The 14,304-nt window shown below is 38.0% G+C and carries 12 protein-coding genes; 6 read left to right on the plus strand and 6 right to left on the minus strand.

Features of this window, described 5'->3' with window-relative positions:
• Positions 1 to 331 precede the first annotated feature (331 nt).
• Entirely contained in the window at positions 332 to 1,333 is a 1,002-nt protein-coding gene (locus tag H6G25_RS09830) for a saccharopine dehydrogenase-like oxidoreductase (RefSeq protein ID WP_190392307.1), read from the plus strand.
• Positions 1,334 to 1,599: 266 nt separating this feature from the next.
• Here the strand turns inward: H6G25_RS09830 and H6G25_RS09835 are convergent, their stop codons facing one another.
• A complete protein-coding gene (locus H6G25_RS09835) occupies positions 1,600 to 2,142 on the minus strand; it encodes a DUF2854 domain-containing protein (RefSeq protein ID WP_190392308.1) in 543 nt (180 codons plus the stop codon).
• A 138-nt stretch (positions 2,143 to 2,280) separates the two neighbouring features.
• On the opposite strand from H6G25_RS09835, the gene H6G25_RS09840 reads away from it, so the two are divergent.
• The gene (locus H6G25_RS09840) at positions 2,281 to 2,454 is read left to right on the plus strand and encodes a hypothetical protein (protein ID WP_190392309.1); all 174 of its coding nucleotides are present in this window, start codon (positions 2,281 to 2,283) and stop codon (positions 2,452 to 2,454) included.
• Between the two features lie 129 nt (positions 2,455 to 2,583).
• Here the strand turns inward: H6G25_RS09840 and H6G25_RS09845 are convergent, their stop codons facing one another.
• Complete coding sequence (locus H6G25_RS09845; RefSeq protein WP_190392310.1) at positions 2,584 to 3,018, minus strand: response regulator transcription factor; 435 nt, start codon at positions 3,016 to 3,018, stop codon at positions 2,584 to 2,586.
• A 648-nt stretch (positions 3,019 to 3,666) separates the two neighbouring features.
• Complete coding sequence (gene ppk1 / locus H6G25_RS09850) at positions 3,667 to 5,832, minus strand: polyphosphate kinase 1 (RefSeq protein ID WP_190392311.1); 2,166 nt, start codon at positions 5,830 to 5,832, stop codon at positions 3,667 to 3,669.
• Positions 5,833 to 6,193: 361 nt separating this feature from the next.
• Between ppk1 and H6G25_RS09855 the strand changes: the two genes are divergently transcribed.
• Both H6G25_RS09855 and H6G25_RS09860 read left to right on the plus strand, forming a co-directional pair.
• The gene (locus H6G25_RS09855; RefSeq protein WP_190392312.1) at positions 6,194 to 7,624 is read left to right on the plus strand and encodes a HAMP domain-containing sensor histidine kinase; all 1,431 of its coding nucleotides are present in this window, start codon (positions 6,194 to 6,196) and stop codon (positions 7,622 to 7,624) included.
• Between the two features lie 90 nt (positions 7,625 to 7,714).
• Positions 7,715 to 8,581 (plus strand): tetratricopeptide repeat protein, encoded by an 867-nt coding sequence (locus tag H6G25_RS09860; protein WP_190392313.1) that lies wholly within the window; start codon positions 7,715 to 7,717, stop codon positions 8,579 to 8,581.
• A 97-nt stretch (positions 8,582 to 8,678) separates the two neighbouring features.
• On the opposite strand, the gene H6G25_RS09865 is transcribed toward H6G25_RS09860, so the two are convergent.
• Complete coding sequence (locus tag H6G25_RS09865; protein ID WP_190392314.1) at positions 8,679 to 9,071, minus strand: response regulator; 393 nt, start codon at positions 9,069 to 9,071, stop codon at positions 8,679 to 8,681.
• A gap of 205 nt (positions 9,072 to 9,276) precedes the next feature.
• On the opposite strand from H6G25_RS09865, the gene H6G25_RS09870 reads away from it, so the two are divergent.
• A complete protein-coding gene (locus H6G25_RS09870) occupies positions 9,277 to 11,811 on the plus strand; it encodes a DNA topoisomerase (ATP-hydrolyzing) (protein WP_190392315.1) in 2,535 nt (844 codons plus the stop codon).
• A gap of 14 nt (positions 11,812 to 11,825) precedes the next feature.
• Here the strand turns inward: H6G25_RS09870 and trmB are convergent, their stop codons facing one another.
• Positions 11,826 to 12,467, minus strand: a complete 642-nt coding sequence (gene trmB / locus H6G25_RS09875) for a tRNA (guanosine(46)-N7)-methyltransferase TrmB (RefSeq protein ID WP_190392316.1) — start codon at positions 12,465 to 12,467, stop codon at positions 11,826 to 11,828.
• A 148-nt stretch (positions 12,468 to 12,615) separates the two neighbouring features.
• On the opposite strand from trmB, the gene H6G25_RS09880 reads away from it, so the two are divergent.
• Entirely contained in the window at positions 12,616 to 13,719 is a 1,104-nt protein-coding gene (locus H6G25_RS09880; protein ID WP_190392317.1) for a metallophosphoesterase, read from the plus strand.
• A 113-nt stretch (positions 13,720 to 13,832) separates the two neighbouring features.
• On the opposite strand, the gene H6G25_RS09885 is transcribed toward H6G25_RS09880, so the two are convergent.
• Positions 13,833 to 14,261, minus strand: a complete 429-nt coding sequence (locus tag H6G25_RS09885; RefSeq protein WP_190392318.1) for a DUF6006 family protein — start codon at positions 14,259 to 14,261, stop codon at positions 13,833 to 13,835.
• Positions 14,262 to 14,304 lie beyond the last annotated feature (43 nt).

A 14,304-nucleotide genomic window follows, 5' to 3' on the forward strand; every position in this document is an offset into this window, starting at 1 on the left:
TTGATTTTCCCACTTCAGGTGTCTTCTCGAATCTTACTGTCAAAAAGAAAGACTTTTTCACTAATTGTCAGAATTTTAAGACTATTATGGGGATAAAAGGCAACCGATTGATCTGGTAAACCGTAATTTTGAAGGTGTGGTAGTTGATAATAAGTATCCTCTAATGTCTATTTAAAAACATAGATTACTGACTTCTGATAGTTCTAAATTACATAGTCGAGTATAGTCAGGACTATGTAAATTAGGTTCAAGCAACTCCACTTAGTGATGGCGCGAAAGCTTGATCAAAAATAAAGCATAATTAACCATTAGACAACACAGAAAAAACACTATGAACACACAGCCCCTCCCCCTCTGCGTCGGAGTTCTCGGTTTTGGTGGACTCGGACAAGCAGCAGCCAAAATCCTTTCTAGCAAACGGGAAATGATCCTTGTCGCGGCCGCAGACCAACAAGGTTACGCTTACTCTACAGAAGGCTTAAATACTCAAGCTTGTATTACGACCTACCAAAATCAAGGTACAGTTGGTTATTTAAAACCCGCCGGCACATTAAGCAATAACAGCATTCAAGATCTAATTCAAGCCACTGGTGACGCTGTAGATGGTTATTTCCTCGCTTTACCCAACCTTCCTAACGACTTTATCCCCTCCGTCGCCAAAGAATTTATCAAAGCCGGTTGGAAAGGTGTACTAGTGGATGCTATAAAACGCACTAGTGCAGTAGAACAGCTTTTAGCCATGAAAGATGAACTACAAGTAGCGGGAATTACTTACATGACTGGCTGTGGTGCTACTCCCGGACTCTTAACCGCCGCTGCCGCTTTGGCCTCCCAAAGTTACGCTGAAATCCACAAAGTAGAAATTACCTTTGGTGTAGGAATTGCTAACTGGGAAGCTTACCGTGCTACTGTTCGGGAAGATATTGGCCACATACCCGGTTATACTGTAGAAACCGCTAGAGCCATGACAGACCCAGAGGTAGAAGCATTACTAGATAAAACCAATGGTGTGTTAACTTTAGCGAATATGGAACACGCCGATGATGTGATGTTAGAAATAGCGGGTATTTGTTCACGGGATAGAGTCATAGTTGGTGGTGTAGTTGATACCCGTAATCCCCAAAAACCTCTCAGTACAAATGTGAAAGTTACCGGGCGCACCTTTGAGGGGAAAATATCCACTCACACCTTCACATTAGGAGATGAAACCAGCATGGCTGCTAATGTTTGTGGTCCCGCCTTCGGTTATCTTAAAGCAGGCCAACAATTGCATCAACGGGGCATTTGTGGCTTATTTACCGCAGCGGAAATCATGCCGAAGTTTGTAAAATAAGCAACTTGTAAAAAGTAAGATTCTGAGTTTATTTGAGAGATGATCATACTATACTTAGAATAGTCCTACCATTGGCCGGGTTTCATTTTAATTCTAGTTGGCTTTTTCAGCGTTCTGGGAATTTATTCCCTGTCTGATAGCTCTAGTCCTCTATATTGGACTAAGAGGGTGTTTGAAAAGTCTAAATTCATAAGTCCACCTGCGTGGACTTTGTTTGTGTGGTAGCGATTTATAATCGCAGTCAACTTTTAAAACATCCTCTTAGATTACGTTTTCATCAAAGAGATTTCAATATAATCTTCTCTGGGCTGTGTTATGCTAATTTCTACATTCGGTCCAAAATATTTGGTCATTTTTTCTTGCTTTTGTTGCCAAGTATCAAAGCTAATTAGTGGCGAATCAAATTCTAAAATGATGGTATAAGCCCCATTGATTTCGGTTTCTCGTAAACCTGTCACTATTGGTCTTGAATCGTCCGTGGGACTTAAACCTAAATAAGCCAGGGCTTCGTCTAAATGGGCTTTTTGTCCATAGCAGTACCGTGTGATGTCTTTACGGATTTTAGTTTGTGTGACAGTTGCTTGTTGTTTTCTGAGTGCTAAAATTGATGGTGTGGTGGCTTGGCTGAAAGGTATGGGTTTGAGTTCATTGGCTTTGAGAGCTAAACCTCCCAATAACAGCGGAAAACCATAGAAAAAACCGACTAAATTGAGGGTAGCGTTATCTGCAAAATAGGCAACAAAACCTGTAATAGTGAGTATACTACCGATTGTTAAACCAAGTGTTCCCAAAGAAATTCCGCCCAGCATAATTTGAGATTAGTATAATTTATTTTCATCTTCTATTATCATCGCTGATTAGGCCCAAATTGACACAGAGAGAAATTAATATTCTTGCTTTTTGCGTTAACTTTAGATTTGAAGTGTTTAAGGACTGGAAGCAAAAAAATGGATATACAGACAATTAAAGACCGAATTAGCACTGTTAAAGGTAAACGTGAACGGTTGCTGAGTTTACTCGAACAACCCAATTTAGGAACGTTAAGGGTTGATGTTAATCAAGCATTGGAAGAACTAGATGATCTACTGGATGAATTTAAACGCACTGTTCCTAATGCGTGAAGTAATTAAGCGGGTTTAATAATAAAGATTAGCGTCAGATTAGCGTCGGGTATGTGTTATGAACAATATACCCGACGCAATTTAATTTTGACAAGAATTGATAATTTATAATTTATAATTTATACTAGACTAGACGGAGTTAAATTTTTCTTCTGAATAGGAAAAATACTTAACTCGCTGTCCTAACTGTCTGACTAAAGTAATGAGTTCTTTTGTACGAATATCTTTTTTGCAAATTTTATCAAATTTATGCTGAGTTTGGTTTTGCTGAAAAGATGTTTCATCTACAGATGAATAAGCTAAAATCTGAGTATTTGGAGATATATCTTTAATGTAATGAGATGCTACCCAACCATCCATAATTGGCATTTGTAAATCGAGAATAACAACATGAGGTTGATATAATTTAACCATTTCTATAGCTTCTTGACCATTAGCGGCTAAACCAACAACATGAATATTTTCTTGAATAGAAAAAACTAATTGTAAGCTTAAACGAGTCAGTTCATGATCATCAACTACGAGAAGATCCAAGTTAGAAAACTCAGGGGACAACATTAACATTCCAAAAAAAAGAATAAATGTAAATTAATACCAATTTGAGAAATGATTGTCGCAGGTAAAAAGTTGTCAATTTTGTGCTGATTTAATAATTTATTGACAATTTAAAATCCCAAATGGTATGAACTTTTATAGTCTATGATTATTAGTAAAATAATTCACTCTATCTTATGGATGAATTTTAGTGATTAAAAAAATATTTTTATGCAGAAAAAAGATTTAGTCATGTCTTTTTTGCATCATGATTTTATGAAAAATTAAAAATTAATAGGACTTACGCAAGATTCATGGAATAACGAACCACTCCAGGCACAGAGGTCACGGAGAAATGAGGATTTGAGAGATATTTTGCGTAAGTCCTGATTAATTCAAAATTAAATTATTTGTTATTACGGATAGTTGGTAAAGCATAAATTGATATAGGAATAATATTTGATTTTTGATAACTTGCGTGGCCTAGCCATACAAAACTCAATAGGTATCAATTCTGTCTTTCTTCCTGTGTTCCCTGTTCCCTGTTCCCTGTTCCCTGTTCCCTGTAACCTTTTCTCTGTTCTCTGTTCTCTGTTCCCTGTTCCCTGTTCCCTGTTCCCTGTTCCTTGTTTCCTGTTCCCTGTTCCCTGCCCTCACAGACAACTTTTTCAGTAAGCCCTAATTAGTACCAGTAGAACGTAACGCCATAGACATAATAGTTTTTTGGGAATTGGCTTCTGGACAGTTATCACCGGGGCATCTTTGGATATAATTACCATCAGGTTGTAGTTCCCAAGCATGGCGATTATCTGCTAACATAATTCCTAATATTTCTTGTAGATCTTTAGCAATATCTTGGTCTTTTATTGGTGTAATTACTTCCACGCGACGATCTAAATTACGACGCATCCAATCAGCGCTACCAATATATATTTCTTCTTGACTGTTATTGTGGAAGTAATATATGCGAGAATGTTCTAAAAAGCGGCCAATAATGCTGATTACACGAATGTTTTCGCTCAGGTTTGGTATTCCGGGACGTAAACAACAAATACCGCGAATAATTAGGTCAATTTGTACGCCAATACGAGAGGCTTCGTATAATTTAGAAATGATTTGTGGATCAACTAGAGCATTCATTTTCGCAACAATTCGGCCGGAAAATCCATTTTGGACATTGACAATTTCGCGGTGAATTAATTCGAGAAAGCGATCGCGCATATTCACAGGTGCTACCATAATTTCTCGATAGGATTTTTGACGAGAATAGCCTGTTAAGAAATTAAATACATCTGTTAAATCTGCACCCAATTCTTCCCGACAACTAAATAAGCCTAAATCTGTATAGAGTCGTGCTGTTTTCTGATTATAATTGCCTGTACCAATATGTACATAACGACGCATTTTATCTTTTTCCCGTCGCACTACTAGAACTATTTTGCTATGGGTTTTTAAGCCTACTAAACCATAAACAACATGAACACCCACTCTTTCTAAACGTCTTGCCCAATAAATGTTATTCTCTTCATCAAATCGTGCTTTTAATTCTACTAATACGGAAACTTGTTTGCCATTTTCTGCCGCAGTAATTAAGGCATTGACTATCGGTGAATCCCCGGATGTTCGGTAAAGGGTCATTTTAATGGCTAGAACGTGGGGATCATGGGCAGCATTAGTAATAAAGCGCACAACTGTACCGGAGAAGGATTGATAAGGATGATGCACTAGTAAATCTTTTTCTCGAATTACGGAGAAAAAGTCTTTTCCTTCTTCTGGTTCGTTGATATCAGTATCAATACTGGGTTCTCTAAGTCTTTGTAACCGAAAAGGAACAACAGATTGACGCGGTGGATCTTTGAGTTCTGGTAGGGGTAATGTGAGAAAATACATTAAATCCCGCAGTGCTAAAAGACCATCAACTTCATAAACATCGCTTTCAGTTAATCCTAAATCCTGTAAGAGACGAGAACGTACTAAGGTGGGGGTTTGGGAGCGAATTTCTAACCTGACAGTATTTCCTCCCATGCGACGCTTGCGGAGTTCTTGTTCAATAGCTAGGAGGAGATCATCTGCTTCGTCTTCTTCCAATTCTAAGTCAGCATCGCGGGTAATACGGAAAGGGTGATATTCTTGAATAATCATTCCTGGAAAAAGGGATTCTAAATTATGGGCGATCGCTTGTTCTAAAGGAACTCCCGTCCACTGTATAGTGTTATAATCTTCCTGGGTTGCTAATTCTGGCGGTATGGGCAAAAATCTGGGTAAGACTTTGGGAACTTTCACCCTAGCAAAAAACTCCTCTTCTGTTTCAGGATTTTTGACCACCACTGCTAAATTTAAACTGAGATTAGAAATGTGGGGAAAGGGATGACTAGGATCAACAGCCAGAGGAGTAAGAACGGGAAAAACCTGTTCCTGAAAATAATTGTCTAAGTGATTTCGCTGTTTTTGATTTAATTCTATGTAATCTAAAATGTAAATTCCCTTTTGGGTTAAAAGTGGCCGCAGAACTTCCTCAAATTCCGCGTTGTGCTTTTTCAGTTGGGGTTTGAGATGTAAACGAATATCATCTAGTTGTTTTTGTGGTGTCCGTCCATCAGGTGTTAATAAATTGACAGTGGCTTCTACCTGTTGCTTTAACCCTGCTACTCGCACCATGAAGAACTCATCTAAGTTAGAACTGAAAATAGCCAGAAATTTCAGCCTTTCTAATAGCGGAGTTCTAGGATCACAAGCTTCATGTAACACCCGGTGATTAAATTCTAGCCAACTTAACTCCCGGTTAATGTAGTATTGTGGATCATTTAGATTAATAGAGGTATTATTTTTTTTGGATTTCGCCATGATCATTTAGATAAAGTAGATATTGTTTATGAAATATGAATATAAATATCTTAATTGTTACTGCATAGATTTTTACAGTTCTTGATATAAAAACTTGATCAAATTCTTAATTGGGTATTTCTATGTATAAAAATATATTTTATATATAAATAAATATTCCCCCAAAATAATATAGCGGTATGCACTTGAATGAGATAGAGAATTTAACCAAAAAGCATACACAGACGGACTTTGACCTCTGTTTCCTGTTCCCAGTTAAGAGTTCCCTGTTCCCTGCTATAAAATATAAAATCCTGAGTGTAAAGAGTTCCCTCTAAATTTCCCAGACAAATTTCTGTTACCAATCATACATATTAATTTTATGTCTATTTACCTATTTCAAGCTACTCGTCGTCGGTTAGCGATTTGGTACACGGCTATAACTGCAATTTTATTATTATTATTTGCTAGTGGTGTATATTTATATGTTCACAGTACATTAATTGAAAGAGTTGATGATACATTATATCATGTAGTGGAAGTTGTCGAGCGTTCCTTAGTCATTGAAGCCACAAAAATTCAACCTAATCAACTGCGAGTAAATGTAAAATCTAGTTTTCCTAATAATGCTGAAAACGCCGAAGATGATCGCATTGATTTAGAGTGGTTTAGTCCTAATGGTGAATTATTGTGGTCAACTTTTTCGGAAATATTAAATGTTCCTATTCATCCTAATCATACAGGTGAAACTGTGCGAGTAGCAAGCAAAGGAGGATGGGGAGAATCTGCACAATTATTAAGACAAGTTACCAAAAGAATAGAAAGAGGAAGACAGGTTTTAGGATATTTACGAGTAAGTCATCCTTGGTTTGAGGTGACAAAACCTAGCCGACAATTAATTTTTGATTTGGCTTTAGGAATTAGTTTAATGCTATTGTCAGTAGCAGCTAGTGGTTGGTTTTTGTCGGGTAAAGCCATGAAACCTGTGGGAGAATCTTACCAGCGTTTAAAACAATTTACTGCTGATGCTTCCCATGAATTAAGAAGTCCTATTGCTTTAATTCAAACTAATGTCCAGGTGGCTTTGGCTGATTTAGATTTAGTCAAAGAAGAAAATAATACTCTTCAATATCGTCAACAATTAAAAATCATGGAAAGACTGACTCAACGTATGGGGAAGTTAGTTAATGATTTGCTCTTTTTAGCTAGACAAGATAGTGGAATTAACACAGATGTATTTTCCCCTTGTCCTCTTGATGCTTTATTAATGGAAGTGGTGGAAGAACAACAACTGGTAGCGAGGGAAAAACAAATTAATTTGGTTTTGAATTTAGTCGCTTCTTCTGGGACGGAAGTTAATCCTGAATTACAAGAAAATTGGTTTACTCTCATCGGAAATTGGGAGCAATTAGTCAGATTATTTACAAATTTGATTGGTAATGCTTTGCATTATACTCCTGTACAGGGAGTAATAAAAGTGGAGATAGAAAGAATCGAGGGGATAAATCGAGTTACAGGAAGGCGTTGCACTAATTCTCATTTACAAATTAAAGTTAGTGATACGGGAATTGGTATTCCCAGGGACGCGCTACCAAAATTGTTTGATCGTTTTTACAGAGTTGATCCAGCGCGGACACATAGAAGCGAAAAAAGCTGCTCAACCACAAATACTGGTTCAGGATTAGGATTAGCGATCGCTCAAGCCATTATCGCTCATCACCAAGGACAAATTCAAGTAGCCAGCACATTGGGTCAAGGTACTACTTTCATCGTAATTTTACCCCTAAAACCGCCAAGTTCGGAATTAAATTGACAACTAATCTATCTGATTTTGTTAAGCTATCTGAAAGCGTAGTATGGCATTATCCATAAGGTGCCAATATTCGGACTAGGAGGCGGTAGTGTGGCAAAATACATTGGGTATGTTTCGATTTTAGTTGCTTGTAGTTTATGGAGTATTCCCTCTTCTGCTCATGCTCAAGCATTTATACCTCATAGGGTGCAAATTGATAATGCAAAATTAGAGAAGCAGGGCTTGAGTTTAGCAGGGGAAGCAGCCCAGTTAGCTCGGTTCGAGCAAATTGAACCAGCTTTACTCAGGGCGGAATTGGCGGTGAAACTGGCTCCGCAGAATGATAAAGTCTGGTGGCTACTGGGGAGCTTATATTTACAAAACAAAGAATTTGATCAAGCTATTACCACCCTGAATAAAGCCCAAACACTCAACCCCAAAAACGCTGAAGTGCTGTTTTCTTTGGGTTCAGCCAAATTTCAAAAAAAAGATTATCAGGGGTCTATCAATCATTATCAAGCGGGTTTGAAATTAAAACCCAATTATTCTGGGGGGTTATTTGATTTGGGCAATGCTTATTATATGCTAAATAAATTCCCCGAAGCGATCGCTCAATTTAATTTAGCTGTCAAACAAGATCAAAAGTTTTGGCCAGCAATTAATAATATCGGCTTAATCAAACATCAACAAGGGGATATTTCGGGAGCAATTAAGCAATGGCAAACAGCAGTTAACATTGATAAAAAAGCCGCAGAACCTTTATTAGCTTTAGCAATAGCTACCTACAATAAAGGGGAAATCCAGCAAGGGTTAAAAATGGGAGTATCCGCACTCCGCATTGATTCCCGTTATGCTGATTTAGATTTTCTCAAAGAGAATCTTTGGGGTGAACGCTTACTTTTAGAAGCAAAAAAATTCTTAGGATTACCGGAAATTAAATCAGCATTACAACAACAGAGAGAAGCACCAACACCTTAATAGGAAATTTTAGATTTTAGATTTCAAGATTTTAGTTTGAATTTTCCAAAATCCAAAATCCAAAATCCAAAATTGAATTTCCCAAATATTCGTGTTCCTAAGGTAAGAGTGCTAAAATTTGGCCAATAAACAATTGATGATCAACTACAGGCTTAGAAATATAACCATCAGCACCGCTTTGTTTCAAAAAATTCTCTCTATCGCCCTCCATAGCGTGTGCCGTCACTAAAATCACTGGCAATTTAGCCGTTTTTGGGTCAGATTTCAACATCTGTGTAATTTTGATACCATCAACGGGCTTACCTTGGTAAGCACTATGGGAGAGAGAAACATCTATTAAAATCAAGTCAGCTTGACCTGACCGGGCGATTTTGAGAATCTCTTCCACATTTTCCGTGCATTTAACCTCTAAACCCCCGCGTTTGCTAAGAATTTTCGAAAAAACGCGAGCATTTATTAAATCATCGTCAACAATGAGAACTGTTTTCATGAGACCTTATACTAACAGGGCTAACACCCGGGCAATATCTGTTGTATTTTTAATAATCTATAGGCTTAGATCACGTCAAGGATAATACTACTGCTTTTATCTTTGGTGATTAGTTATTGGTCATTGGTGAAGAAATTATTTCTTCACTTTTGACTTTTGAATTACTTAACGCCTGTTGTATAGTCAAAATTTACGAGGAAACCTCATGGCAAACCAGTTAAACCTTCTCTCCAAGGGACAGGTAATCACCACAGCCCTGCACACCGAAATGCAACGGTCATACCTAGAATATGCCATGAGTGTGATTGTGGGGCGGGCCTTACCAGATGTCCGTGATGGCTTAAAACCAGTACATAGGCGTATTTTATATGCTATGCACGAACTGGGTTTAACGCCAGATAGGCCTTATCGGAAATGCGCCCGTGTAGTGGGAGATGTTCTAGGTAAATATCATCCTCATGGTGATCAATCAGTTTATGATGCTTTAGTTCGGTTAGTACAAGACTTTTCCAGTCGTTATCCTTTGCTGGGAGGACATGGTAATTTTGGCAGTGTTGATAATGACCCACCAGCAGCCATGCGTTATACGGAAACCCGTCTCGCACCTGTGGGACATGAGGGAATGTTGGCGGAAATTGCCGAGGAAACTGTAGATTTTACGGGGAATTTTGACAATTCTCAACAAGAACCAACGGTACTACCTGCTCAATTACCATTTTTATTACTCAATGGTTGTGCAGGAATTGCTGTAGGAATGGCTACAAATGTCCCTCCCCATAATTTGGGGGAAATTGTTGATGGTTTAATTGCTTTAATTGATAACCCTGATTTAAGTGATGAAAAATTATTTCAATTAATTCCAGGTCCTGACTTTCCCACAGGTGGCGAAATTATTGATCATGGGGGAATTAAAGAAGCCTATACCACTGGTAAGGGAGGAATTATCCTCCGGGGTATAGTGACAAGGGAAGAAATTCCTGCCACCAGGGGAGGTAAACGACGAACAGCTTTAATAGTTACAGAACTGCCTTTTCAAGTTAATAAGGCCGGTTGGATTGAAAAAATCGCCGATTTAGTCAATCAAGGTCGTTTACAGGGAATTTCTGACATTAGAGATGAAAGTGATCGGGATGGAATGCGCGTAGTTATTGAACTTAAACGCGATACCAACCCCAAAGAACTGCTTCAACATTTGTATCACCAAACGGCTTTACAAACGACTTTTGGCGCAATTCTATTGGCTTTAGTGGATGGACAACCCCGCCAGTTAAGTTTAAGACAACTATTGGAGGAATTTCTCAAGTTTCGAGAACATACTCTCAACCGTCGCTACGGTTATGAATTGGGAAAAGCAGAAAATCGGGTTAATATCCTGGCAGGATTGCTCAAAGCTTTATCGAATCTGGATGATGTCATTACCATATTACGGCAAGCTCCTGATGGGAGTACAGCCAAAATGACACTTTGTAGCCGTCTAAATATAACTGAGGTACAAGCAGATGCAATTTTATCTATGCCCTTACGTCGTCTCACTAGTTTGGAACAACAAAATTTACAAGAGGAATTTGATCAACTTAACCGAGAAATTACGCTATTGCGGACATTACTGGAAGATAGACGGGAATTACTCAAAGCCCTGAAAAAGGATTTGCGATCGCTCAAACGTAAATACAATGATCCGCGACGCACCAAAATATTTCACAACCAAGAAAACCCAGTTTCAGAAGAGAAAGGTAAAACAGGGGTCAGAAGTCAGGAGTCAGGAGTCAGGAGTCAGGAAAAGAAAGAAGGAAGAACAGAAGTTCCAAAATTGGCAATTGAAGAAACAATTTTAGAAGTCACTCAGCGTGGTTATATACGCCGTATTTCCACAAATAGCAAAAAAATAAAAGGAGAAAACGGGTTACTAGATCATGATTTCATTATTCAAACTGCATTAACTAACACCCATAAAGATTTATTAATCCTCACCAGCGGTGGTAAAGTTTACCCGATTACTGTGGGAGATATTCCTGTCACTACTGGCCGCGCAACCAGGGGAACACCGTTGATTACCATGCTTACCAATACTGCCCAAGGTAACACGGAATCTATCATTAGCCGTTTCTTGCTGCCAGAAAAACCCGAAACGGCGGAAATGGTCCTGTTGACAAAGGAAGGACGTATTAAACGCTTATCTTTATCAGAATTTGTGAATCTTTCGCGGCGGGGTATTACAATTTTAAAACTGAAGGATAATGATGAATTAGCTTTCTCCCAATTTATAACTAGCGGACAACACATAATTTTAGCGAGTTCTAGCGGTCGTTTGTTGAGGTTTCCCGTTAATGATGAGCAACTACCTGTTATGGGTCGTGCTGCAATGGGATTACAAGCATTTCGGCTTTTGAAAAATCAGCAAATGGTTGGCTGTGTCAATTTTAATAAAGATCACCAATTGTTACTAGTGACTCAAGAAGGATTTGCGGGTTCAATATCTTGGCCCGCAAATCAGTTAAGGACTGCAAATCGAGGTGATTTAGGTATACAAGTTTTAAAATTTCATAACAAAACAGACAATTTAGCCGCAATGTTACAAGTAAAACCAGGGAGAGAGATCGCACTAGTGACAAACAAAGAGCGAGTAATTCGGGTTTGTATAGATACAATTCCTAGTTTCAGCAAAGATAGTCAAGGTGAAAGTATTTGTCAACTCAACCGGGATGAGAAAATTATCACTGTGGTGGAAGTAGGTGTTTAATTTTTGGTATAGCATTAAAATGACCCTTTCCTAAATAAAGCCCTATATACTGGTTCACCTTTCTTCTGGGTGGCTATTTCTCGTTCTGTGGGAACTGGAAGGGGATTTTCGGCTAACCATGTTGTTGTTCCTAGCTTCTCAAATGCGGGATTTTCCTGAAAACGATCACACATTTCTACTGCTAGGAATTGTATATCAGATTGGAGAAAAACAACACCACCCACGGACAAATAGTTGGCTAATTCTATTACCAATTCCCGTTGGACTACTCGACGTTTTGCGTGACGATTTTTAAACCAAGGATCAGGAAATTGAATTGTGACTTTTTGTAATCTTCCTGGTGGTAAAGTTGATAACAAGGAAACTAGGGAATTATTCACATTCGCAAACATATAATGTAAATTTTTTAAGCCCATTTCGTCGCGGATTCTATTGGCTTCTATTACTAGCGGTTCTCGAATTTCTACACCTAAGAAATTCCAATTTGGTTCTATTTGTGCCATTTTAAGGACAAATCTACCCCTAGCACAACCAATATCTAAATGTAGTGGTAGGTTGGGTTTTGTATAAATCTTTTCCCATTCTGGAGAAGCAGTTGGATTTTGGAACTTACTCGCAAGGGGGTTAACGTGCTGACGAACTCGAACAGGTGACAAAATTTACTCTCCCAAAAAATAAAAATCTTTAACAAATGTATACAAATATTATTAAGTCTAAATATTCCCACACCAGTATACACAGTCAGGGTTATACTTTGAGAATAATAATTTTTTCCAACTAGATTTTTAACATTTTCTTAAATCAATGAAACTCAATTTTCGGTTTGCTATAGTTAGTGATTTACACATTGCGCTTCCTGAAACTATTTGGGACAACCCTAATCGGTTTCATTTGGTAGAAGTGAGTATTCCGGCTTTTGATAGTGTCTTAGCACATTTAACACAATTAGATATAGATTTTTTGTTGATCCCTGGAGATCTAACCCAACATGGTGAACCAACAAATCATCAATGGTTACAAAACAGGTTATCTCAGTTACCTTTTCCATCTTATGTTATTCCTGGTAATCATGATATACCTGTTTTAATGGCTAATGAACAATCAATTGGTTTTGCAGATTTTCCCTATTATTACCAACAGTTCGGTTATGAAAATCCCCAACAACATTATTACAATCGTCAGATATTTCCAGGAGTGAGATTAATCGCCCTTAATTCTAACTCATTTAATGATCAAGGACAACAAATAGGAAGGTTAGATAATCAACAACTTCAATGGTTAAAAGGGGAATTAGCAGCAATTGAGGATGATTTAGTTTTGGTAATGATTCATCATAATGTGGTTGAACATTTACCGAATCAGTCTTGTCATCCGATGGCTAATCGTTATATGCTAGAAAACGCAGGAGAACTTAGGCAATTATTACACAGCTATGGAGTTAAGTTAGTATTTACAGGACATTTGCACGTTCAAGATATTGCTTATTCCCAAGGAATATATGATATTACTACTGGTTCTTTAGTCAGCTATCCTCATCCTTATCGGATATTGGAATTTAACCGTGATGAATTGGGTAGGGAATCTTTACAAGTTGTTTCTCATCGTGTAGAATCAGTACCGAATTTTCCCAATTTACAAACACTATCACGAAAATGGATGGGCGATCGCTCCTATCCGTTTGTACTCAAATTATTAACTTTACCTCCCCTGAGTTTACCATTAGACCAGGCACAAACACTAGCGCCCGGATTACGGGATTTTTGGGCGACTATTGCTGATGGTGATGCTATGCTAGAATATCCCCACTTCCCCATTCATGTCCGTCGTTATATTGAACAATATAGTGCCATTAATGATGGTAATAGGGCTTTAATTGATAATCATAGTACACTTTTGATCGGTAAATAGGTAATGGGTAATAGGCAATTGGAGTTTAAGTTTAGGCCAAGCAATGAAAGCCGTATCAGGTTTAATTAAGACTGTGTTGGGTTGCACTTTGGCTTAACCCAACCTAGATACTATTAGCGTCTTCTATTTGCACAAGATAAAGGATAGCGTTTTTCTCTCCAGGTAGTCCAACCAATGGCCTGACGGGAGTTAACATTGTATCTTAAAAACCAATTGTTTTGTTCCTGACCTAAATAACGAATTGAGAGAGATGTTGGATTTGCGGAAAGTTTTGCTAGGGGGACCCAAGGACCGCCATTATCGCTGAATTTTCCTACAACTTTAACACCTGATGTAGTGCTACAAACATCACCACTACAGCTAATTTGTGGATCATCCACCACAAGCCATTGCATTTTGGCACTACGACCGTCAATGTTACAATCCCACGAGCCAAAATACCACTGAGTTGCTACCTGTGAAGCATGAATTTTAGCAGGATTACATAATAATCCAGAAGGAATCAGCATTAAACCTAATAAAAACTTTGAGAGTAACTTCATGATTTAGGACGGCTATATTTTGTTCTAAATTCCATTAAAACGA

The organism is Dolichospermum sp. FACHB-1091 (assembly GCF_014697585.1).
Lineage (GTDB): Bacteria > Cyanobacteriota > Cyanobacteriia > Cyanobacteriales > Nostocaceae > Dolichospermum.

Excerpts from the sequence above, each read along its gene's own strand:
- H6G25_RS09885 (WP_190392318.1), bottom strand. The coding sequence starts at position 14,261 with ATGAAGTTACTCTCAAAGTTTTTATTAGGTTTAATGCTGATTCCTTCT.
- ppk1 (WP_190392311.1), bottom strand. The coding sequence starts at position 5,832 with ATGGCGAAATCCAAAAAAAATAATACCTCTATTAATCTAAATGATCCA.
- H6G25_RS09855 (WP_190392312.1), top strand. The coding sequence starts at position 6,194 with ATGTCTATTTACCTATTTCAAGCTACTCGTCGTCGGTTAGCGATTTGG.
- H6G25_RS09870 (WP_190392315.1), top strand. The coding sequence starts at position 9,277 with ATGGCAAACCAGTTAAACCTTCTCTCCAAGGGACAGGTAATCACCACA.
- H6G25_RS09835 (WP_190392308.1), bottom strand. The coding sequence starts at position 2,142 with ATGCTGGGCGGAATTTCTTTGGGAACACTTGGTTTAACAATCGGTAGT.
- H6G25_RS09830 (WP_190392307.1), top strand. The coding sequence starts at position 332 with ATGAACACACAGCCCCTCCCCCTCTGCGTCGGAGTTCTCGGTTTTGGT.
- H6G25_RS09865 (WP_190392314.1), bottom strand. The coding sequence starts at position 9,071 with ATGAAAACAGTTCTCATTGTTGACGATGATTTAATAAATGCTCGCGTT.
- H6G25_RS09845 (WP_190392310.1), bottom strand. The coding sequence starts at position 3,018 with ATGTTAATGTTGTCCCCTGAGTTTTCTAACTTGGATCTTCTCGTAGTT.
- H6G25_RS09840 (WP_190392309.1), top strand. The coding sequence starts at position 2,281 with ATGGATATACAGACAATTAAAGACCGAATTAGCACTGTTAAAGGTAAA.
- H6G25_RS09880 (WP_190392317.1), top strand. The coding sequence starts at position 12,616 with ATGAAACTCAATTTTCGGTTTGCTATAGTTAGTGATTTACACATTGCG.